General features: G+C 40.8%; 24 protein-coding genes. All 24 read right to left on the bottom strand.

Going from position 1 to position 19,870, the window contains the following annotated elements; translation table 11 throughout:
- Window positions 1-34: 34 nt before the first annotated feature.
- Complete coding sequence (locus BM398_RS15655) at window positions 35-781, bottom strand: alpha/beta hydrolase (RefSeq protein WP_092339062.1); 747 nt, start codon at window positions 779-781, stop codon at window positions 35-37.
- A 203-nt stretch (window positions 782-984) separates the two neighbouring features.
- Window positions 985-1,413 (bottom strand): NUDIX hydrolase, encoded by a 429-nt coding sequence (locus tag BM398_RS15650; protein ID WP_092339060.1) that lies wholly within the window; start codon window positions 1,411-1,413, stop codon window positions 985-987.
- A 195-nt stretch (window positions 1,414-1,608) separates the two neighbouring features.
- Window positions 1,609-1,872 (bottom strand): hypothetical protein, encoded by a 264-nt coding sequence (locus tag BM398_RS15645; RefSeq protein WP_092339058.1) that lies wholly within the window; start codon window positions 1,870-1,872, stop codon window positions 1,609-1,611.
- Between the two features lie 295 nt (window positions 1,873-2,167).
- Window positions 2,168-3,127, bottom strand: a complete 960-nt coding sequence (locus tag BM398_RS15640) for a D-2-hydroxyacid dehydrogenase (protein ID WP_092339056.1) — start codon at window positions 3,125-3,127, stop codon at window positions 2,168-2,170.
- A complete protein-coding gene (locus BM398_RS15635) occupies window positions 3,108-3,605 on the bottom strand; it encodes a YbaK/EbsC family protein (RefSeq protein ID WP_092339054.1) in 498 nt (165 codons plus the stop codon). Before BM398_RS15635 ends, BM398_RS15640 begins: the two co-directional genes overlap by 20 nt.
- Window positions 3,606-3,648: 43 nt before the next feature.
- Window positions 3,649-4,146 carry a hypothetical protein gene (locus BM398_RS15630; RefSeq protein ID WP_092339052.1) on the bottom strand — a complete coding sequence of 166 codons (498 nt, stop codon included), beginning with the start codon at window positions 4,144-4,146 and terminating at the stop codon, window positions 3,649-3,651.
- Window positions 4,147-4,210: 64 nt separating this feature from the next.
- Window positions 4,211-4,423, bottom strand: coding sequence for a hypothetical protein (locus BM398_RS15625; protein WP_175531986.1), 213 nt, complete (start codon window positions 4,421-4,423; stop codon window positions 4,211-4,213).
- Window positions 4,424-4,433: 10 nt separating this feature from the next.
- A complete protein-coding gene (locus tag BM398_RS15620; protein ID WP_092339049.1) occupies window positions 4,434-5,207 on the bottom strand; it encodes an MBL fold metallo-hydrolase in 774 nt (257 codons plus the stop codon).
- A 24-nt stretch (window positions 5,208-5,231) separates the two neighbouring features.
- A complete protein-coding gene (locus tag BM398_RS15615) occupies window positions 5,232-5,666 on the bottom strand; it encodes a GNAT family N-acetyltransferase (RefSeq protein ID WP_092339047.1) in 435 nt (144 codons plus the stop codon).
- A 53-nt stretch (window positions 5,667-5,719) separates the two neighbouring features.
- On the bottom strand, window positions 5,720-6,277 hold the full coding sequence (locus tag BM398_RS15610; RefSeq protein WP_092339045.1) for a hypothetical protein: 558 nt from the start codon (window positions 6,275-6,277) through the stop codon (window positions 5,720-5,722).
- A complete protein-coding gene (locus BM398_RS15605) occupies window positions 6,277-6,981 on the bottom strand; it encodes a YczE/YyaS/YitT family protein (RefSeq protein ID WP_242949833.1) in 705 nt (234 codons plus the stop codon). The genes BM398_RS15610 and BM398_RS15605 overlap by 1 nt, the downstream gene beginning before the upstream one ends.
- 45 nt (window positions 6,982-7,026) lie before the next feature.
- Window positions 7,027-8,028 (bottom strand): hypothetical protein, encoded by a 1,002-nt coding sequence (locus BM398_RS15600; protein WP_092339043.1) that lies wholly within the window; start codon window positions 8,026-8,028, stop codon window positions 7,027-7,029.
- A complete protein-coding gene (locus BM398_RS15595; RefSeq protein WP_092339041.1) occupies window positions 8,021-9,400 on the bottom strand; it encodes a radical SAM protein in 1,380 nt (459 codons plus the stop codon). Before BM398_RS15595 ends, BM398_RS15600 begins: the two co-directional genes overlap by 8 nt.
- 49 nt (window positions 9,401-9,449) lie before the next feature.
- Complete coding sequence (locus tag BM398_RS15590; RefSeq protein WP_092339039.1) at window positions 9,450-10,367, bottom strand: hypothetical protein; 918 nt, start codon at window positions 10,365-10,367, stop codon at window positions 9,450-9,452.
- 134 nt (window positions 10,368-10,501) lie between these two features.
- The gene (locus BM398_RS15585) at window positions 10,502-11,257 is read right to left on the bottom strand and encodes a tRNA threonylcarbamoyladenosine dehydratase (protein WP_092339037.1); all 756 of its coding nucleotides are present in this window, start codon (window positions 11,255-11,257) and stop codon (window positions 10,502-10,504) included.
- Between the two features lie 91 nt (window positions 11,258-11,348).
- Window positions 11,349-12,710 carry an urease accessory protein UreH domain-containing protein gene (locus BM398_RS15580; protein ID WP_092339035.1) on the bottom strand — a complete coding sequence of 454 codons (1,362 nt, stop codon included), beginning with the start codon at window positions 12,708-12,710 and terminating at the stop codon, window positions 11,349-11,351.
- Between the two features lie 21 nt (window positions 12,711-12,731).
- The gene (locus BM398_RS15575; protein WP_092339033.1) at window positions 12,732-15,056 is read right to left on the bottom strand and encodes a heavy metal translocating P-type ATPase; all 2,325 of its coding nucleotides are present in this window, start codon (window positions 15,054-15,056) and stop codon (window positions 12,732-12,734) included.
- Window positions 15,057-15,072: 16 nt separating this feature from the next.
- The gene (locus tag BM398_RS15570) at window positions 15,073-15,408 is read right to left on the bottom strand and encodes a metal-sensing transcriptional repressor (RefSeq protein ID WP_092339031.1); all 336 of its coding nucleotides are present in this window, start codon (window positions 15,406-15,408) and stop codon (window positions 15,073-15,075) included.
- A gap of 112 nt (window positions 15,409-15,520) precedes the next feature.
- Complete coding sequence (locus BM398_RS15565; RefSeq protein ID WP_092339029.1) at window positions 15,521-16,411, bottom strand: AraC family transcriptional regulator; 891 nt, start codon at window positions 16,409-16,411, stop codon at window positions 15,521-15,523.
- Between the two features lie 97 nt (window positions 16,412-16,508).
- The gene (locus BM398_RS15560; RefSeq protein WP_175531985.1) at window positions 16,509-17,135 is read right to left on the bottom strand and encodes a nucleotidyltransferase domain-containing protein; all 627 of its coding nucleotides are present in this window, start codon (window positions 17,133-17,135) and stop codon (window positions 16,509-16,511) included.
- Between the two features lie 23 nt (window positions 17,136-17,158).
- Complete coding sequence (locus BM398_RS15555; protein WP_092339025.1) at window positions 17,159-17,653, bottom strand: hypothetical protein; 495 nt, start codon at window positions 17,651-17,653, stop codon at window positions 17,159-17,161.
- A gap of 29 nt (window positions 17,654-17,682) precedes the next feature.
- The gene (locus BM398_RS15550; protein WP_330390600.1) at window positions 17,683-18,438 is read right to left on the bottom strand and encodes a CatA-like O-acetyltransferase, family 3; all 756 of its coding nucleotides are present in this window, start codon (window positions 18,436-18,438) and stop codon (window positions 17,683-17,685) included.
- A 148-nt stretch (window positions 18,439-18,586) separates the two neighbouring features.
- Window positions 18,587-19,051, bottom strand: coding sequence for a GNAT family N-acetyltransferase (locus tag BM398_RS15545; protein WP_242949832.1), 465 nt, complete (start codon window positions 19,049-19,051; stop codon window positions 18,587-18,589).
- A gap of 75 nt (window positions 19,052-19,126) precedes the next feature.
- Window positions 19,127-19,672 (bottom strand): NUDIX hydrolase, encoded by a 546-nt coding sequence (locus BM398_RS15540; RefSeq protein ID WP_092339021.1) that lies wholly within the window; start codon window positions 19,670-19,672, stop codon window positions 19,127-19,129.
- Between the last annotated feature and the right edge of the window lie 198 nt (window positions 19,673-19,870).

Raw genomic sequence — 19,870 nt, 5'->3', positions numbered from 1 at the left:
TTAAGCAACATATCTTTCACAAATTAATGGTCCACTACCCCCGTCCCCTGGGGCCACTCAGCACCCACGAGAACGCCTTCGCAGTCCTTATATCTGCATCCTTGAAGTGGTTTCCTTCATTCCATTCAAGCACGCTCGTAACGCCCTGCTTCCGCAGCAGGTCAAAAGACATTTCAATACAATCCGCAACAGTCGCCATCACGGGATTCCTCGTCTTTGCCTCGCGATTTCCAAGGCTCAGATACACTCTGTCCGCATTGATCTTGCCTGCTTTCATGTAATCAACAAATCCCGGAAACCATATCGACGGCGAAGCTGCTGCCACTCCGGTAAAGAAATCTGTCTGATAAGCCGCCCACAACGCAAATAAGCCCGCGAGTGAATATCCGCCGATGAAGAATTTCTTTTTCTCACGACCTAGTCCTGTAACTTCTTTGCCACCTGTCGACGGTAAAACTATTTTATCTTTAGTCTTCTCAGACACTGCTTCATCATTCGTATACTCAGACAGCACATTATCACTTCTCAGATTCTGCAATAATTCTTTCAGCGTCTCACCCGCGCCGCCTCCAAAGCCTTCATCTCCAAACACTGCAGGTGCCTGCCACGGCGACAGCTCCATATTCCAATCTTCAACCTTATAGGCAAGCAAAAAGAAATCGTCTCCGACATTCTCTCTTATATACGCAATTTCTTTTTCCATCCCCGAAACTTCGTGTTCCCCGATCATCTGAACAAGTACATTTGCAGAATCGGGATTTCCGTATTCGTAACGCTTCATCCGATAAACCTCCAAGCCAGCCTATTAGCTACATTTGCTCTATTCGGTTTCATCCCCGTAAAATCATGATTAGCATTGTTTCCATCATCGGAAATCAAGCTCAGTATCAGTTTCATCACCAAAACCATGATCAACATTGTTTCCATCATCGGAAATCAAGCTCATTATCGGTTTCATCACCAAAATCATGATCAATATCGATTTTAACCTATAAATCCGCGTCTTTTCGCCTCTTCAATCAGCTTTGGCTGAATCAGCGGATAAGTCAGCTCTTGCGGCACCTCAACGAAGAACGCAATTCTCTCGATCTCACTGTGGAGCTCTTTTTCCAGCTCTTCAATCTCAGCATAGAACAGGCCGCCGAAAGTTTCCGCTCCGTCGAACTCATCAGGCGCTGTAACCGAATAGATGCAGACAGGTTTGATATCATACTTCACCGCACCAGTCTCCTCATAAAGCTCACGCTTTGCAGCATCCAATATAGATTCGCCATCTTCTCTATGCCCGCCCGGAATCTCATATGTACTGCGCTCTCTGTGCTTGCAAAATACATACTTTCCATCCATCTTAGCAATAATAACCGCAAATTTAAGAAGTGAATCTTCCATCTTGTCGTAGAATTTTATCTGCATGTTTTCACCTTCGTTCTATATTGTTGTGGATTGATTTCATAGCGCCGATTGACTCAACTTGGTGATTATCTCTTCCGTAGTCATGCGGCTCCCCCCGCAGTTGACTCAACTTAGCATTTCCCCCTCTGCAGTCATCCGATTCCGCTCCTGCGTATGACCCTATTCCGCAATTTCCTCTTCCAAGGTCATTGCATCTCACAAAGCCATATGACCTAAATATGCTTTTTCACCTTCCAGAGTCATAGTATCTCGCAAAGATATATGACCTAAATCAACTTTTTCACCTTCCAGAGTCATAGCAGCTCGCAAAGACATATGACCTAAATCAGCTTTTTCACCTTCCAGGGTCATAGCAGCTCGCCAAGACATATGACCTAAATCAGCTTTTTCGCCTTCTAGGGTCATAGCATCTCGCCGAGCCATATGACCTAAATCAGCTGTTTCACCTTCTAGGGTCATAGCATCTCAGCAAGCCATATGACCTAAATTAGCTTTTTCACCTTCTAGGGTCATAGCACCTCGCAAAGACATATGACCTAAATTAGCTTTTTCACCTTCTAGGGTCATAGCATCTCGCTAAGCCATATGACCTAGATTAGCTTTTTCATCTTCTAGAGTCATAGCATCTCACAAATCCATATGACTCAGATTGTCATTTCCTTCTCCTGCGGTCATACGCCTAAACAACGTCACTTGACTTAACTTGGCATTTTTCTCTTCCGCAGTCAATCGTCCTTCGCACTCCTCGCCTTTCTCAATACCCTCTCGCCTTATCAACCACATGCTTAAGTGGCTTTCCTTCCGCGTAATTTACCAGATTCTCGCAAAACATCTCAACATTTTTATCCAGCGTATGATCAAGTGTCAAATTGCCCGCCACATGCGGCGTTATAATCAGGTTCTTAGTATTCCAAAGGGGACTCTCCTCCGGAAGCGGCTCGTTTGCAAATACATCAAGTGCCGCTCCGGCAAGCTTTCCGCTCTCAAGATTCTCTACAAGTGCGCTTTCATCAATCGCCGAACCACGTCCGACATTCACAATATATGCACCTTGGGGCAAAAGTGCCATCCTATCTTTTGACAAAATTCCTTCAGTCTCCGCAGTTCCCGGAAGACACATAACCAGCAGCTCGGTATCCCGAAGCACTTCATCAAGCTCATCAATTTTATATATCTTGTCAAAAGAGCTTTCACTGCATTTTCCGCTTCTACACACTCCGACAATACTCTTAGGTTCAAACGCTCTCGCCCTTCTTGCAAAACAACTTCCGATATCACCGGTACCAAGCACCGTAATCCTACAGTCTTTAAGCGACTTCTGAAGCAACGGTTTTCCCCATTCTCCCGAAATAGACTTTCTGAAAAAGACATTCATCTGCCTCATCATCATAAGACTAACCATGATTATGTGTTCCGCAATGCTCACTCCATATGCACCGGCAGAATTGGTAATGATGCAGTCCTCATTTGCAAATACACCCGGTTTCAAAAGAAAATCAACCCCCGCAGAAGGCGCACAGAACCACTTAATGTGTTTGCTCTTTCTGATTGTTTTTAAGCCTGTCCCATAAAAGACCTCTGCATCCTTAAATCCTTCCGGAATCATATCTTCGGATTCTATAAAACAAACCTCAGCTCCGGCTTTTTCTGCCGTTTCGCTGATCATATTCTTGTGTTGAGATTTTAATGCATTGTTATAAACAATTACTTTCATCCAGCTCTTCTTCCCATCCTTTGCAAACGTCGCACCATCCCTGCGTACCTGTAATCTTCTCAAGCTCACCGGGAGTAAGCTTCACAGATGTAAACTCATTTCCGCCTGCAGGATGCACATACTCAAATCTCTTCATGGAAACATCCAGCCATATAGGAATTCCTTCGGGCACAGCAAATGGGCAGACTCCGCCGGGCTGAAATCCTGTTATATCCTCTACTCTGTCTCTTGGTATCATATGCGGCTTGGTGTGAAAAACAGCTTTAAACTTTGAACTGTTAACCTTGCCATCACCGGCCATTACCACTATCACGGGCTTTTCCTCAACAATAAAAGACAACGTCTTTGCAATCTCAGACTCCGTGCAGCCAATCTGCTGCGCCGCATGTTCGACAGTATCTATCGTCTCCGCATGCTCTGTAAGCCTGTCTCCAAAACCTTTTTCTTCGAGAAATTCTTTTACCTTTATATTTAGCATTATCTTAGCTCCTCCACTAATCAGCTATTCTCATTAACTAAAACTACTTCACACGCTTTCCGTGTATTTCACAATCAAGAGTATAAGTACCATCATCTGAAATCATTACATTCTTCCACGTAAAACTGTTGTCAGTAATATCAGAAAAAATCCAATAGGTATTTTCTTCATCCAGAACCTTTCCCACAAGTTTATTGCCTTTCTTATCAAAACGCAGTCTCTTCATGCAGTGATCACAAGTATATACAACATCATAGCAATTCTCAAAATGATTAAACATGCGTAAAGAAGAGCCGTATTCACCATCCGGTTGTGGTGCTGTTTCTTTGGTATCACGCGACGGAAATATAAAAACATCCTGTATCCCCGCACCTTCAAGCACTCTTCTAAAGAGCCATTCGCCTTTCACATATCTTTTTTGACCAGTAAATTCATCATAGTAATCACAATCCCAATCACCAATAAGCGGTGCAAACCAGTCATATTCATCTGGGATTTTATCAGTTTTGGGAGACAATAATGCATCTACAAAGTTATCCATTTTTATACTCTCCTTATAGTGTTATAAGCAGCATAAAGAAAAACAAATTTTCACCTTGAATATCCTATAAACTTGCAGGTTCTTTCCCAACCTGTTTGCAGTAATCACTGTAATTATCTATGCAATCGCGCATTGACTGAGTTAGCTCTTTTACTGACTTTCCATGAAAATTCAAAGAATCATTGATTCCCAGTACATGACCTATGAAAATCTGATTTTCACTGTCAAACTCTACTTTTGCATTATATCCATCGTATTCCATCAATGAACTAATCATTCTATCCCACCTACTTTCTGTAGCATATCACGCTCTCATATCTGTCATACACCTTCCCTGCTTCAAGCTTGAACGGATGCTGTTTTGCCACGCCTCCGAACCACTCGTAGGGCTGATCATTTTCTGTTTCGCCGTTGCATATCTCAACTGCGCCTTGTCTCATGCACCTAAGCAACGATATATCATCAAAGCCTGTCGCATGCCCGTGCAGTATCACATCAGCCACTTTTTCCAGGAACATGATCTTATCAAGAGCCTTCACGTATTCCTTCATCTCAGAACAGCCGTCCAGTTGCATCCATAAATGATGGTTGACGGAATCACCTGTAAAAAGAATTCTTTCCTCCTTTAACAGCAAAAGAATTCCGCCGGGAGTATGTCCCGGAAGTTCATATACTTCAAGTGTCTTCCCACCAAGATCTATCACATCACCGTCCTTGATAGGCTTAAGAGGCGGAACCGATAAGCCGTGCTTATTACAAATCTTCACAAATTCCGGCTCATTAAAAAAAGACGATGCCATCTCAAAATCCCTGGGATTCATGTATGCCTCATCAAAGTATACATTCCCAAAGATATGATCCGGATGACCATGCGTGTTTACGACAATAATCGGCTTGTCCGTAATTTCCCTGACAACCTTGTAAAGGTCATTATAGCCATTCATTGTATCGATCACGCAAACTCTTTCATCGCCTACAACTATGTACCCCGTCGCTTCGTGCGCCTCATCCATAAGATATAGAAAAGGCTTTAACTTCTTGATATACAATTCTTTCCCCATACAAAGAACCTCCCCGAAACATTATCATAGTCTCATATCAAATGCCTTTTTTGAATCACCGTCAAATCCTTTGCTTTCGTAAAATCTATGCGCCTCTCCCCGTGCACTTCCGCTTTGAAGAATAACCTTATAGCAATCCTTCTCTTTCGCATATGCTACAGCCATATCGATGACCTTTGACGCCAGCCCCCGATTTCTGTATTTCTCATCCGTCACTACATTTTCAATAAAGCATATGCCCCTATTGTTTCTTGTAAGATTAGGAATATATACCGCATAACAAGTAGACACCACCTTGCCGTTATCAACCGCTCCAAAATATTGAATATTCGGATTATTCTCAATTTCCTTCCACACGGTCTTACTTTTTTCTACAGATAAAGAATCATCAGGTTGAAGTTGTTTGTATAACTCAAGCAGTGACTGCAAATCTTGTTCTGTCAATCTTCTAAATTCCATCTATCCCTCCGGCTTGGTAGATTACGTTTTTAGGCACTAAACTTTCCACCACCTTATGCTATATCAGCCTTCAGCATCGGGAAGACTTCCTTGAACTTCTTAACGAACCCAGGCTTTTTGTATGTAATAAAAGTTCCGTTAGGGTCACCAAAAACTATCAGTCTTTTCTCAATCCCCTTTTTCTCAAGAACAGTATTTAAAAAAGATATGAATTTAACATCAAACCAGTCGTAATAGACCTTGGCTGTATAGCTGAACGATTCCCCGTTACATTTAAAAGACACTTCACTTGTTCCGATTCCTTTTTCAAGAGTATCTTCCGAAACATTATCTTTTACATCGACAAAAGACAATTCTCCGGCTGAAATATCTTGAATCTTGTTTAAGAACTCTTCATAACCGATGCCTTCGAAGTCCGTAAGGAATGCATCTGAAAACGGCACTTCAAATAACATGAAGGTGACAATCCCCTCTTCACCTATGTCTTCAAGCATATCCATTGGATATTTTTTCAAAGCGGCTACTACCGAGGCTTCATCTGCCCCCGCAGCTAATCCAACTTCTTTTATTTTAGGAAAATTATTTTTTACAAACAAATCAAGATCGATCATTACTTCCTCCTCCCATAGCGTATTTTACTGTCATATATATGATTCATAAACCTGATTATATTACCGACAGCAAACGCGGCAAAAATACTACCCTCACGTACTCCTTTTAATTCATGCAAGAATGTCAGACAGATAATTGCAGATATAACAATATAAAGAATGTCAAAAAACACCTTAATATCTTCATATCTTTTACCTGTCACTTTGCTAATTGCCCTATTCATCGCTTCTCCGGGAAGCATGGCAACACCGCCTTTAAACTGAATCCAGATTCCAAACGAAAGAATGAAACAACCTAGCAGCATAAACACGACCTGCATATAATAACTCGGTACTGTAAGATTTTTTATTAACCCGCATGAAAAATCGGTCAAATAACCATAGACAAAAGCAAGTACAGTCTGAATCGCTATTTCTACATAATTGCACTTTCCTTTAAGCAAAACAATCTGTGTACCGATCTGTATAACACTAAGCAGATTCAACCAGCCACCAAATGTAAAAATCGAACTAATAAGCGAAATTGAATATGGTATCGAAGATACCGGAGATGTCCCAAGCCCTGCTTTTGTTGAAAAAGCGACTCCTAACGATGCAACAAATAAGCCTATCAGGAATATCATGTATTTTTTTGCCGCTTCCAAAAGCTGATTTTCATAAGTGTACCCTGATTCTTTATCTTGATTTTCAACGTGTCTGATCAATATTCTCCTCCGAGCCTAAATTGCATTTTATTCTGTCCATGCCCCTTATTTCTTCAGCGCATCGTAAATATCCTTAGTATACAGCTTGGTACCATAAAAATCTTTTCTGGAGCAACCGGCGCGGCCACCTCCCGCGCAAGCGCAGGCACAAGCACAGGCGCAAGCACATCCGCCGCCACCGCCATGACCGTGGTAACGACTACTTGTGCTGTCTTTAAAATCCTGACCTGTATAAAACTTTGCACCAAGTCCTCTTTTTTCCGTATATCCGTCTTCACGTACCGTCTCAAACATACTCATAAGGACAATGAATATAAGCAATCCGCCTAATGGTATAACCAATAACATAATGCTGCATAATCGCTTGTCCTCGTCAGTATATAATCCGCTACTGTCATCTCCATGCCGGGTATTCGAAGATTTGTCGCTTACATTTCCCGACATATAGTCATATTGATTTATGTCATAAGAAAGCTTTACTGTTTCTTTCAAATTATATCCGCCGGCATCATTAACCCAAACATAATATCCGTTCTCAAGCTTTGGATTACCTTCGACAGACAAAACATCCTCAGTATTCCAACGAACTACCAATTTATCTACAGGCGTATCCGGAAACCATCCCGGAGTAAATTTATAGTTGGCACAATCTTTTTCCATTGTAAAAAGATTTTTCTGATGCAGCGAGAAATCAAGTACCAGTGTTTCGCCTGCCTTATATCTTTTATCCAGGTCAAGCCTTACGTAATCGCCACCATCACTGTAATATCTTATGGAATCAATATTATCGGAAATCGCTTTATATTCATCGGCATATTTATTGGCTATTCCGACCTCTATCCACGTTAACGGTCCTTCTGATTCACTGTCCAATACTTCCCAAACAATATGATATGAAATATCACAGGAACCATCTTTACGCATATCTACCGTCACTTCATAATCATGAATGTGATCTAAAGGTTTTGCCGCCTTTATAACCGGGCAGTATAACAAACTTGCAAAAAAGATTATTGCAACAGCAAACCCAAATATTCTTTTATTCATGTACTACCTCCCCTTCATTCATTTTACGAAGAGGGCATATTCCTTCAGCCTTTGCAGACTCCATTCGAATTTTCTTACATTTTCGCCCATTCCAAATTTTCTTCCAAGAATCCTTGAGCATATCGCCAAGAGTATCATCGGATAGCCAGCTTTGACATGGTATTACCCTACCGTCCGGATTAATTGCCATATTGCTAAGACATGCCCCGCAACTTGGTACGACCATGTGAAGCTGCGCTAATTTTCCGCTATCAATCCATCCCGGAGATGTAAAATCTATTTCCATGTCATGACTGTCGGTATATTCTTTTGCAGCCCGTAATATTTCATATAATTCATCACTTGTAAGCTGGGATTGTCTTGATGCATCCGAAGTAGCATTTCCCGTAACAATCAAACCTGAACAGGTCACATATCTCACACCTAGCTCATGCAAAAACTCCAGCATCCCCACATAATCCTTATTAAGTGAACATAAGGGCGTATTAACACTTAAATTCAAACCTGCTGCCAACGCATTTTTTATTCCGTTTATCGTATCATTGAAATGCTTTGAACCAACCAGCTCATTATGCACTTCTTCAATATGCGAATACAAAGTTACCTGAACACTGTCAAGTTCAGCGTCCATCAAATCCTTCGATAACTGCTCTGTCAGAAGTATTCCGTTAGTATTTAATCGCGTCACAAACCATCGCGAATATCGAATCAGCTCAACTAAATCTTTTCGTAAAGTAGGCTCACCACCGGTAAAAGTAAGCTGTGGTATTCTTGCAACCTTACAACGATCAATTATCTTCTTCCACTCATCAGTTGAAAGCTCTTTAGTTTCCGCATATTTTTGGCCTGCGGCGTAACAATGAAGACAATGCTGATTACATGCCCAGTTGCCGTCTTTTGTCATGGCCGATACCATAAGGTCCATTCTATGCGGTGCTGTCATATGAGGCGCATACTCAGAAAGACTCATTATTCCTATATCAATAGCGGGAAGCTCATTTCTTGCAATCTCATCAAAAGTGCTGACAATAGTTTGCAAATCTTCTTTCAGAAGCTCGTCCGATACAGTCGGATATACTTTTCTTACGCGATGAAAAACCCCCAGCAAAATATCATCAAGAATTTCCCGGCTCATCTGTCCATCACCAAAACTATTAACACCATGGACAAACTCGGTTAAAAGAATCGCCCATGCCTCATTGATTGGCAAAACATCCCGGCCATTTAAAATAACCGTAGAAGGTGCAAAATGAAATACTCTAAATTTTGGCGGAATCATATGAATTCTGATCACACCGGGTCCGTTTGGATTCCATGTCGTATGTACAACGCCCTTCCACTTTTTTAATTCATATAATTTTTCACGAATCATATTTATCTACCTATATCAGTCATTATGCTAATGAAAGTCTTCCAACATATTACAACCATAAAAAAGCACACTGTATGGCATAGTTTATTCCAAACACCAAAACTAAATATATAAATCCCCAGTATGGCCTTAAAATTCCAATGCCATCATCTCGTACCAATCCGGTCTCATCCGGCATTTTTTCTCTGATTTCCATTTCATTTTTATAATTGTAATAAGCACCTTTGAACAAAAAATATAAAACAAATATTTCAATTATTCCGCAAAAATATGCTGCAGTGACTGCTCCCTTATATCCACCTGAGATAATCAATATAAGAAATAGAAACATGTTAAAAAACATTACTATCAGTTGATGTTTACGACTCCTGTGATAAAAACAACGCTTATCAAGCAGATCGATGTTTTCCTTCGTGAACTTCGGTAATTTTTCCCTGAGCATTGGATCTACTTTAGCCAAATAATCAACGAACATTTCATATCGTTCTTCCGCCTTTTTTCGCTCACCTAAAAGAGCCACATTATAAAAGAAAACTATCTTCTCAAATCCCAGCCGGAATTCAATGCCACGACTTCCTATGCGATAGTGTCCTGCATTTATAGATTCCGCCCATTCACTATAGCTGTGCTGTTTTGTAATTCCAAACGGCCACTCATATATGATTCCTTCCGGGTTCATTCTAAGTACACGCCCATTCATTTTTTCTCTAAACACTTTTTTCAAAGAAATCAGATATACTCCCAGCACAAACAATATGACTGTGATGACTTTTGTTCCGGAACTGACGTGTCCATCTTTCTCCCAAATAACAAAAGCAAATATAAAGAATGCAAAAAGCATCCACATGCCCAACATTTGCCACAGAGGATCATACGCTCCAACTCCCAGTTCTGCGCGCGGTATATCCTTTAAATTTTTAATCTGCGTTTTAGTTCTTTTATTTTTTTTGGTTTTTACAGCTTTCATAGACCCCACTCACCAATAATATTTTTTTCTCAACATATTATAATCTTGTGAATACTATAAAAAAAGTACCTCCCGTATTTGTTACGCTTGGTACTTTATAACTATAGCACTATTTCCTTTTCCTAAAAAGTATTTCACTGCTTACTCAAATCTTTTACAATCTCACCCGCGATAAGAAGGCCGGCTACGGCAGGGACAAAAGCTGTACTTCCCGGAATGTCTCTTCGCTCGGTACACTTATGTTGCGCTCCGGGCGGGCATATACAATGTGTTCTACAACTGATTGACATATCTTCAAGAGGGCGTATCGGCTGTTCATCTGAATAAACAACCTTTAGTTTCTTGACATTTCTTTTCTTCAATTCCCTTCTCATGACTCTGGCAAGCGGACAGACCCTTGTTTCATAAATATCTGCAACCTTAAATCTTCCTGCATCAAGCTTATTGCCCGCCCCCATAGCACTGATTATCGGTACATTTTCTTTTTGCGCCCTAAGGATCAACTCAATCTTGGCCGTTACGGTATCAACTGCATCCACTATATAATCATACTCATGAAACGGAAATTCATCGGCATTTTCCGGCAAGAAAAAGCATTTATGAATTTCGATATCTGCATCCGGATTTATCTCCAGCATCCTTTCCTTCATAACCTCTGCTTTGTACTTACCAACCGTTTTTCTGGTTGCAATTATCTGCCTGTTCAAATTAGTCAGACAGACCTTATCATCATCTATCAGGTCAAAAGAGCCGATACCGCTGCGAACAAGCGCTTCACAAACATATCCGCCCACACCTCCGATTCCAAAGACAGCTACTTTCTTTTTATATAAAGATTCCATCCCTTCCTGTCCAAGTAGCAACTGTGTTCTGGAAAACTGATTAAGCATTTTCTTTTATCCTTCCTTAAAAACTATATTGAAAAAGAAAATAGTATTCCTATTTACCTACTATGTCAATATGCTTTAGGCTTAAAAAAAATCACGCTGTCTTTTCTACTATATTTATCTTTCCATACACCATCCCCATCCAGCAGGAATACTGCACGGTTCCGGGCTCACCTGGTGTAAACTCAATTACATTCTCTCCGGGAGAAAAATCATGAACTATATCATACTCAGTTAATAACATCCTGTAGTTACAACCATTTATGACATCCTCCGAAGCATTGATAGTCCACCTTACAGGTATTCCGCTATATACAGTAATTTCCGGGTACTTTCCAAGCTCCAAAGTGCTTTCAACCAGTTGAACCTCATCCGTTCCGGGCGATGCCAAAGCGTCCAATGAATCATCTGTATCATCTTCAATAGTTTGAGCTATTTTTTCATCAGATACAGGTTTTATCCTTGCAAGTCCAAGGCCCTGAGTAAACATTGCAAGCCCCAGAACAACAACCAGTATTCCTCCGGCTTTAATAACCTGACCTGTATATTTCTTACCGATTGCCGATATAAATGACCCAAGCCCGAGCATAAGCGGAACGGTACCAAGACTAAACATTAACATAGACAACGCTCCCGCCACAGGATTTCCCGAAGCAAGCGCAATAATCTGCATCGACATCAGCGGTCCGCATGGCATTAGGCCATTCAGAAGTCCAACAATCAACGGACGTTTTTCACTCCGCCTTACACTGTTTATTTTCCTTGTAAGTGCAGTAGGTATTCTGATCTGAAATCTCCTGAGTCCCGGAATAATACCAAGTATATTGATTCCCATGATAACCATGATTATTCCTGCCAATATTTTCAACATCCCCTGTAAAGCAATCGGGATTCCTGCACTATTACCGCCTGTTGCGAGCATTCCAATCATTCCCAGTATAAAACCGATGACGGTATATGAGATTACCCTTCCTATATTGTAAAGTAACGGTCCCGATAACGTTTTACTTTCTCCATCAGTCCTAATGCTTTGTGACAGATTGATTCCTCCGCACATGGCAACACAGTGTACAGAAGTAAGCACTCCCACAACAAACAGCATTCCATAACTCATTCCTGAATCAGCAAGTTTTGCCGGAACAAGCATATTTAAAATCCCCGTTCGTTGAAGCAATATATATAGCAAAACGATAAAAGACAATGTTTCAGCAGCCCTTAATAATTCTGCACGCTTCTGTCTTTTCCCGACTACTCTGTACCCAAGTTCATCAATAATATCCGAGATTTTTTCAACGGAAATCTTTTCCGGATCATAGTTAAAATCTGCCGTACCTTTACTGTATGATACGTTTACATTACTGATTCCCTTTGTTTGCTTTATTTTTTTCTCGATTTTATTTTGACAGTTGATACAGGACATACCATCAATTGTCAAAATTATATGTTTCATAGCCATCACATTTTTCCTCTTTATCTTTTATGAAACAATACCAACATACTCATATCCCGCATCTTCAGCTTTTTTAATCCTCTTATCTTTCTTAGTATCATATACTTTAAGCAAATTAAGCCGAAGGGCATTTGATACAACACAGAAGCTCGAAAGTCCCATCGCAGCTGCGCCAAACACAGGATTCATCGTCCATCCGAATAAAACCACATAACATCCGGCCGCAAGAGGTATTCCAATAACATTATAAAAGAATGCCCAAAAAAGATTTTCATGAATATTGCGTATAGTCGCCTTGGAAATCCTTATCGCAGCAGCCACATCAAGTAAGCTTCCCTTCATAAGAACAACATCTGCCGCATCAATGGCAACATCTGTCCCTGCTCCTATTGCAATACCTATGTCTGCTCTTGTAAGCGAAGGAGCATCATTGATTCCATCACCTACCATGGCAACCTTGCCCTTCTCCATAAGCTGTCTGATCACATTTTCTTTTCCGGAAGGCTCCACTCCCGCAATAACCTCATCAACACCTGCCTGCTTTGCTATAGCATTTGCGGTAATCTCGTTATCTCCGGTAAGCATTGCCACATGAAGTCCCATATTTTTAAGCTGCGCGATTGCTTTTGCCGAATCATCTTTTATCGTATCAGCGACAGCTATCATACCGATCAGCTCATTATCCTTTGCAAAAAGAATCGGTGTTTTACCCTGCGAAGCCAGATTATCCGTCAAAGTTTTCTGCTCATCTCCGATTTTTTTTACCAATCCGGAAATGAACCCTGTATTTCCGCCTGCAATAACAGCTCCACCAGTCTTTGCTCTTAGGCCGTTTCCCGGCAAAGTCTCAAACTCGGTAGTATCCTGTAATTTGGTGTTATCTGCTTCTGCATGTTCAACTATCGCCTTTGAAATAGGATGCTCACTTTTTGCCTCCAGCGAATAAGCAAACGAAAGAAGCTCTTCTCTGCTTATACCCTCCATGGGTATCACATCGGTTACACGCATGATTCCCGTTGTGATAGTTCCCGTTTTATCAAGAGCAACTATCTGCGTTCTTCCGGTAAGTTCCTGAGACTCCGCCGTCTTGAACAAGATTCCGCTCTTGGCGCCTACACCGTTTCCAACCATTATCGCTACAGGAGTCGCAAGTCCGAGCGCACACGGACAGCTTATAACAAGCACAGATACCGCTCTTGCTATGGCATAACCGAAAGTCTGTCCTACAATAAGCCATATTACAAATGTGACAAAAGAGATTCCTATAACCACAGGTACAAACACTCCCGAAACTCTGTCTGCAATCTTTGCAATGGGAGCTTTTGTAGCCGCAGCATCACTTACCATGCGGATAATTCCTGCAAGCGTCGTATCTTCTCCAACTCTTGTTGCTTCACATATCATATACCCCGAAGTGTTTATCGTTGCCGCAGATACCTTATCGCCCACCTGTTTCTCAACCGGAAGACTTTCACCCGTAAGTGCAGCTTCGTTTACCGCGCTCTCACCTTCGGCAACAATACCGTCTACCGGTATGCTGTCGCCGGGCCTTACAACAAATCTGTCTCCGACATTTACTTCATCTATTCCGACTGTTTTCTCTTTATCGCCGTCAAGTATCACAGCAGTCTTTGGCGCCAGTTTCATAAGTGCCTTCAACGCATCGGTAGTTTTGCCCTTAGATCCGGCCTCCAGAGTTTTCCCAACTGTAATAAGCGTAAGTATTGTGGCCGCTGTTTCAAAATAGAAACTGTTCATCAATTGCTTTATCAGCTCTTCATCACCTGCCAATACAGCTGCAGTCATGGCAAACAATACGGCTACGCTGTATACGTATGAAGCTGTAGCACCAAGAGCCACCAAAGTATCCATATTCGGTGTCCTATTCACGATTCCTTTAAAGCCGCTTATAAAAAACTTCTGATTTATCACCAGGATAAATCCGGATAGTAACAGCTGATAAAGTCCCATCGCCACGTGATTACCGTCAAGAAATCCAGGCAACGGCCAATCCCACAGCATATGTCCCATAGATACATACATAAGCGGTATCAAAAAAATAATTGAAGCTATCAGACGCTTTTTTAACTTCGGTGTCTCTGTATCTTTAAGCTCATTTTCGAAGCTTCCTGCATTTGCTGTTTTTGTTTTGACGTTTTTAAGACTTGCGCCGTAGCCTGCAGCTTCGACTGCTTTTATTATTTCATCTGAAGATGCGCTGCCCTCAACACCCATGGAATTGGTAAGAAGGCTCACAGCACAGTTGCTGACTCCCTCCACGGCACTTACAGCCTTCTCAACCCTGGCCTGGCAAGCAGCGCAGCTCATTCCTGTAACATTATATTGTTCCATATTTATATCACCTTCTTTACTTCATAAGCTTTTGAAGCGTAACCACAAGCTCATCGATGACCTCATCATTGCCTTCCCTGATATTGTCGGCAACACAGGTTCTCATGTGATTGGCAAGAAGCACCTTATTAAAACTGTTAAGTGCGCATGTGATTGCCGATACCTGCATAAGAATATCCGTACAGTAAGCATCGCTTTCAAGCATTCCCTCAACTCCGCGAACCTGCCCCTCTATTCTTTTTAATCTGTTCATGAGATCTCTTTTTTCTTTATCTTCTCTGTCTTTATGTTTACCTGAACAGTGTGGACAACAGCCTCCCATTTCGTTTTGTTCGTTTATGTTATCCGACATATTGAACCTCCTTTATAGCATATATTTATAACACAAATACCCCCATAGGGTATATTAATCTTTCGACCAATATATACCCTATAGGGGTATTTGTCAATTATATTTTTATTCCTTACTTCTTCTTGATTGGAATCCACAACTCGCAGAATATATCAGGTCTTGTACCATCATAGTAAAGCTCGTAGTCCGTCTCTTCAGAAGCTTCATAGCCCATCTGCGGCAAAAACTCTTTATAAAACTTCACCCAGGTCTTTGCGATACAATCACCGTCTTCACCCACACAGTCAAAAACTACATAGGTACCGGGATTGACGTCCCAGATTCTGAAACCTTTTTTCTCAAGATCTTTCCGGTCAAACTCTTCGGTATCCTCATCTATGATGATACCTATGCCATATTCGAAAGTATCTTTCCCTTCTTTCGTCGGACTGCAAAGACCGTATAGGTCGCGCTTTCCGTCCTCTCTCAGCATTTGTATATGAGAAAGCATCTGCTTACTGTTGCACTCTCCCCAGAAGTCCGCCACATCGTGGTTTGCTTCGTCGTTAATGATACCGTTGCTGAACTCTCTTGCCAGTGCTATAAACTTCTTTTCCTTTGTTTGAACAATGCGATAATCCATACTCTTACCACCTTTCACAGATATAGTAATCGTAAGCGGATTAAAAAGCACAAGTTTGCCGGCTTCTTCTCTGGCAGTTTTGGGCGCAACACCATGAAATCTTGTAAACGCTTTGGTAAAACTTTCCGGTGTCTCATATCCATACTTCATCGCCAGATCGGTAATCTTCGCATCGGTCTCCACAAGTTCTTTTCCCGCCAAAGACAAGCGACGGTTTCTTATATACGCGTTGGCCGTTAAGCCCGTCACGAAACTGAAAGCCCTGTGAAACTCGTAGCTCGACGTGTGCACCTGCTTCGCTACGTCTTCATAGTTGATCTCCTCGAGAAGATGCTCCTCCATATACGTGATGGCTTTTTGTAATGCTTCGATCCATTCCATGCTTTTGTTCTCCCTCTTACACAGTCCATTATGGACGAGATCCGGATTAGGTACATTTCCTCGTTTGCGAAGATTTGTCAGGTTGATGTTGCGCCTCTTATTTCATATCCCTCAGCGCTCTAATCCACTGAGCCAGATTGTCTCGATTCATCTCTTTTAATGCACGAAAGTATACGTCAAATGCCACCAGATCATTTTCCTTCATAAACCGCAGTGCTTTTTTAGGGCCATGGTAATACAAATGCTTTATATCAAAATAGATTTCCAGACTGTCCATAAGAAGCCAATGCCACCTATAATAGCCTTCCGCATCCTCTCTGACAGTTCTTGCAAGCATCTTTTCACACCACTTAATCTCTTGCTCTATCTCAGCGTCAGATTTTGCCGGAGTTTGGTCTATATGCTCATTTACTTTTCTTATTAATTTTTCTGCCACTCCATTCTGATCCTGAATTATAATGCCATCAAACACTTGCAGAAATTTCTCGGGATCATACTCAGAAAAAAACTTTTTCTCAGGATAAATCCAAACATCCAAAACAGCATCCGCAACTACAGACGAATCATGCTGTTCAACATCTCCGGCAATCACAAGCGCATCAAAATCGCTATTCTCATTGGCACTACCATCAGCATATGATCCGTACTTGATAATTGCAGTAGGATTGTACGTCTTTTCCAAATACTCCACTATTTTCTTCTCTCTATTTAAAGTCATATCCATAGTCATCACCTTCGTGAAAAAATTTACTTCCTCACCAAAAAATTCAAAATTCCATTTATCGTATGAATCAAAAAGAACGGGCCTGTCGCTCCAACCAATAGATAATTGCTCTTCCACAATCCAAAGAAAAGATAGTACAAAGGAACCGCCGCGAATTGGCTTAATACTATCAACCATCCACGTTGATATCCGCTGTAATAAAATGCCCATCCCACAAAATTTATCAGTATCATTAGAATGGTTAAGCAGAAAAAGATTTTTTCTCTTGCAGATGCTATCGAAAAAATTTTCACATCATCCCTCACGATCAGCATCAGCAAAATCATGCACAGAAATCCAAATATACCCTGAACCGTTTCAAGCCATTTAATCTCATTTTGCATGTTCATTATCGGATTAGATGCAGGTTTTATCAGTGGCATTATCATATACGGAATCTCCTGTATAGCAAATGCCGCAACGCCTATAAGCGATATTCCCAGATAGTAATTTTTAAACAAGTGTATGAATTTCAACATGGTTGTCCTCGTAAATGTTTTTATAATTATCAGGGTCCCACAAAAGACTTAATCTCTTTTTCCAAAAGCCGGAACACATTCGCAACCAGATAGCCATCAGCTATCGCATGATTCAATCGAACACTCACAGGCATAACAAGTCTGCCGTTCTCTTCGCGATATTTTCCCCAATTGATAATAGGTGCAAAAAACAAATGTCCATCCGGAAGTTCAATATTAAGTGCATCATAGGAAAGCCATGATATGTACGATGCATCAAACCAGTTCGGATGATTGGCCATATCCAGCATATATTCTCTTGTTTTCTTGGCCTCTTCAACATCCTTCAAAGCATCTGCGTAGAAACTTTCATAGTCCTCATCATATCTTGTATATACAGGAGTACAAGTCTCGGTACCTTCGTGAAAAACATACTGAGTAGGATTGATCACATCGTAGCAGATCAGCTCGTCCGTTTGCCATAGATACCCCATTCTGTAATCGTCTCGCGAATTGAGAACCTTCGAAAGAATATAGAGGAAATTGATGTAGAACTTTGTTCCTGCTTTTTTAGAAAAAAGAACCAGATCTGTAACATCAATCCTGGCTGTCATAGAAGTCGAGCATTTGCAATCCTCTGAGAAGTGGCGAAATACGCCTTTTCTGTAGTATGTTTCTTTATCTATTATTTTGTAGTTCATATTCTCTCCTGTAAAACCATCACTGATCTTATCGCAGTGCTTGCACTGTGTGCGACTTTCTATAGTCTTGGTTATATGCATGGAAAGCATGATTCCAAGACACAAAAATAACCGCCCGAGCCTGCAAACTTAGAGCGGTTATTAAAACTTAACTATTTTTAGGGCTAACCGTCTATCGGTAGCACCTTTTTCATTTATTATACTACCATTACCGCTCAGTATCGTCAAATCAATGTTATATATTCAAATTGTTCTAAGCGAGTTCTTTTTCCATCATCTCATATACAAGAATTGCGCCATTTTCAACAGGATATTTGCAATGCTCAATAGTTCTATAGCCCCTTTTTTCATACAAATGACAAGCCGGCAAAGATGCGTCTAATACTGCCGTAGAAAATTTCTCAGATATATTTTTTTCCAAACTATCCATGATACATGTGCCATATCCTTTTCCCTGATATTCCGGCTCAACATATACTCTGGTAATATGATTATCCTTGTAGCAACCGGTACCAACACAAATTCCATCCACCAAAAGGACACCAACCAAACCACACTCAATATCTTTTAGGATATTTTCCCTGCTGTGCAAATTGCTAAAAAAATCAACAACCTCTTTAGGATAATACTTAGGATATGTGGTTTTTATCGAATTTTGAACTATGTTAAACACAGTTTCTAAATCTGAATTTTTTGCAAGAATGTATTCATTCATCATGTTATCTAACCCTTTGCCTTGATACTCCGTAGCTCCGGCAAAACAACTCTAAAGAACTTTTCTACCTATGAGTATTCATTTATAAAACTGCAGCGCATATAAAATTGCTAAAATGGTGACACCGTCCATTGTTCCATTTGTTTTTAACAAATCCATATACTCTTGTTTTGAAAACCATTTTTTATTACTTATCTCATCAAAATCTGTAAAATCGCCTTCTGATGATACTTTTGCTGCAAAACAATGAATCAAAGAATCCGACATTCCGTTTGATGGATTATATGAGCACAAATAATGCAAATCAGCCAGCTCGCATCCCGTTTCTTCTATAGCTTCTCTTTTAGCTGCAGCTTCGTTTGATTCGCCATACTCAATCCTTCCTGCGGGCACTTCCCATTCAATGCGGTCCACAGTATATCTCCTATTATGAATAAGAAGGATGTTATCTTCCTCATCAAAAATAACAATTGCAACAGCCTTCTTAGGATAATGAATCTGATAATAATTTTCTGTTATTTGTCCGCTTGGCTGAGCCACTCTGTCAGAATACAAACATACATGTTCACTTTCATATATAGTTGTTCGTCCAAGACGCTTTGGCATGAGTTCTTCATTCTTCATTTCTAATCTCCTTTTCTGAAAGATAATGCATTATCACCATCCAATAGAAAGTAATCTGTCAGCAAAAGAACTCCTACAAACCGGAATTTGTCGATTAACTTCGAATTGAACTAAGTCGCTGCGCGACGGCCTGCCAAGGCTGTGGCGCAGCGTTTTTCTTTTACTTAAAAAGCAGTAGATAGTGAAACTCTGATGATG

Source organism: Butyrivibrio sp. M55, assembly GCF_900116865.1.
GTDB lineage: Bacteria > Bacillota > Clostridia > Lachnospirales > Lachnospiraceae > Butyrivibrio.
This window is presented reverse-complemented; position numbering and strand designations above follow the sequence as displayed.

What these genes read in the sequence shown, in the direction of transcription:
- BM398_RS15615 (WP_092339047.1), bottom strand. Translation starts at nt 5,666, where the DNA reads ATGGAATTTAGAAGATTGACAGAACAAGATTTGCAGTCACTGCTTGAG.
- BM398_RS15585 (WP_092339037.1), bottom strand. Translation starts at nt 11,257, where the DNA reads ATGCTTAATCAGTTTTCCAGAACACAGTTGCTACTTGGACAGGAAGGG.
- BM398_RS15595 (WP_092339041.1), bottom strand. Translation starts at nt 9,400, where the DNA reads ATGATTCGTGAAAAATTATATGAATTAAAAAAGTGGAAGGGCGTTGTA.
- BM398_RS15600 (WP_092339043.1), bottom strand. Translation starts at nt 8,028, where the DNA reads ATGAATAAAAGAATATTTGGGTTTGCTGTTGCAATAATCTTTTTTGCA.
- BM398_RS15560 (WP_175531985.1), bottom strand. Translation starts at nt 17,135, where the DNA reads ATGGATATGACTTTAAATAGAGAGAAGAAAATAGTGGAGTATTTGGAA.
- BM398_RS15645 (WP_092339058.1), bottom strand. Translation starts at nt 1,872, where the DNA reads ATGACCCTAGAAGGTGAAACAGCTGATTTAGGTCATATGGCTCGGCGA.
- BM398_RS15635 (WP_092339054.1), bottom strand. Translation starts at nt 3,605, where the DNA reads ATGCTAAATATAAAGGTAAAAGAATTTCTCGAAGAAAAAGGTTTTGGA.
- BM398_RS15565 (WP_092339029.1), bottom strand. Translation starts at nt 16,411, where the DNA reads ATGGAATGGATCGAAGCATTACAAAAAGCCATCACGTATATGGAGGAG.
- BM398_RS15545 (WP_242949832.1), bottom strand. Translation starts at nt 19,051, where the DNA reads ATGATGAATGAATACATTCTTGCAAAAAATTCAGATTTAGAAACTGTG.
- BM398_RS15575 (WP_092339033.1), bottom strand. Translation starts at nt 15,056, where the DNA reads ATGGAACAATATAATGTTACAGGAATGAGCTGCGCTGCTTGCCAGGCC.
- BM398_RS15630 (WP_092339052.1), bottom strand. Translation starts at nt 4,146, where the DNA reads ATGGATAACTTTGTAGATGCATTATTGTCTCCCAAAACTGATAAAATC.
- BM398_RS15620 (WP_092339049.1), bottom strand. Translation starts at nt 5,207, where the DNA reads ATGGGGAAAGAATTGTATATCAAGAAGTTAAAGCCTTTTCTATATCTT.
- BM398_RS15640 (WP_092339056.1), bottom strand. Translation starts at nt 3,127, where the DNA reads ATGAAAGTAATTGTTTATAACAATGCATTAAAATCTCAACACAAGAAT.
- BM398_RS15590 (WP_092339039.1), bottom strand. Translation starts at nt 10,367, where the DNA reads ATGAAAGCTGTAAAAACCAAAAAAAATAAAAGAACTAAAACGCAGATT.
- BM398_RS15570 (WP_092339031.1), bottom strand. Translation starts at nt 15,408, where the DNA reads ATGTCGGATAACATAAACGAACAAAACGAAATGGGAGGCTGTTGTCCA.
- BM398_RS15655 (WP_092339062.1), bottom strand. Translation starts at nt 781, where the DNA reads ATGAAGCGTTACGAATACGGAAATCCCGATTCTGCAAATGTACTTGTT.
- BM398_RS15610 (WP_092339045.1), bottom strand. Translation starts at nt 6,277, where the DNA reads ATGATCGATCTTGATTTGTTTGTAAAAAATAATTTTCCTAAAATAAAA.
- BM398_RS15540 (WP_092339021.1), bottom strand. Translation starts at nt 19,672, where the DNA reads ATGAAGAATGAAGAACTCATGCCAAAGCGTCTTGGACGAACAACTATA.
- BM398_RS15650 (WP_092339060.1), bottom strand. Translation starts at nt 1,413, where the DNA reads ATGCAGATAAAATTCTACGACAAGATGGAAGATTCACTTCTTAAATTT.
- BM398_RS15625 (WP_175531986.1), bottom strand. Translation starts at nt 4,423, where the DNA reads ATGATTAGTTCATTGATGGAATACGATGGATATAATGCAAAAGTAGAG.
- BM398_RS15580 (WP_092339035.1), bottom strand. Translation starts at nt 12,710, where the DNA reads ATGGCTATGAAACATATAATTTTGACAATTGATGGTATGTCCTGTATC.
- BM398_RS15555 (WP_092339025.1), bottom strand. Translation starts at nt 17,653, where the DNA reads ATGTTGAAATTCATACACTTGTTTAAAAATTACTATCTGGGAATATCG.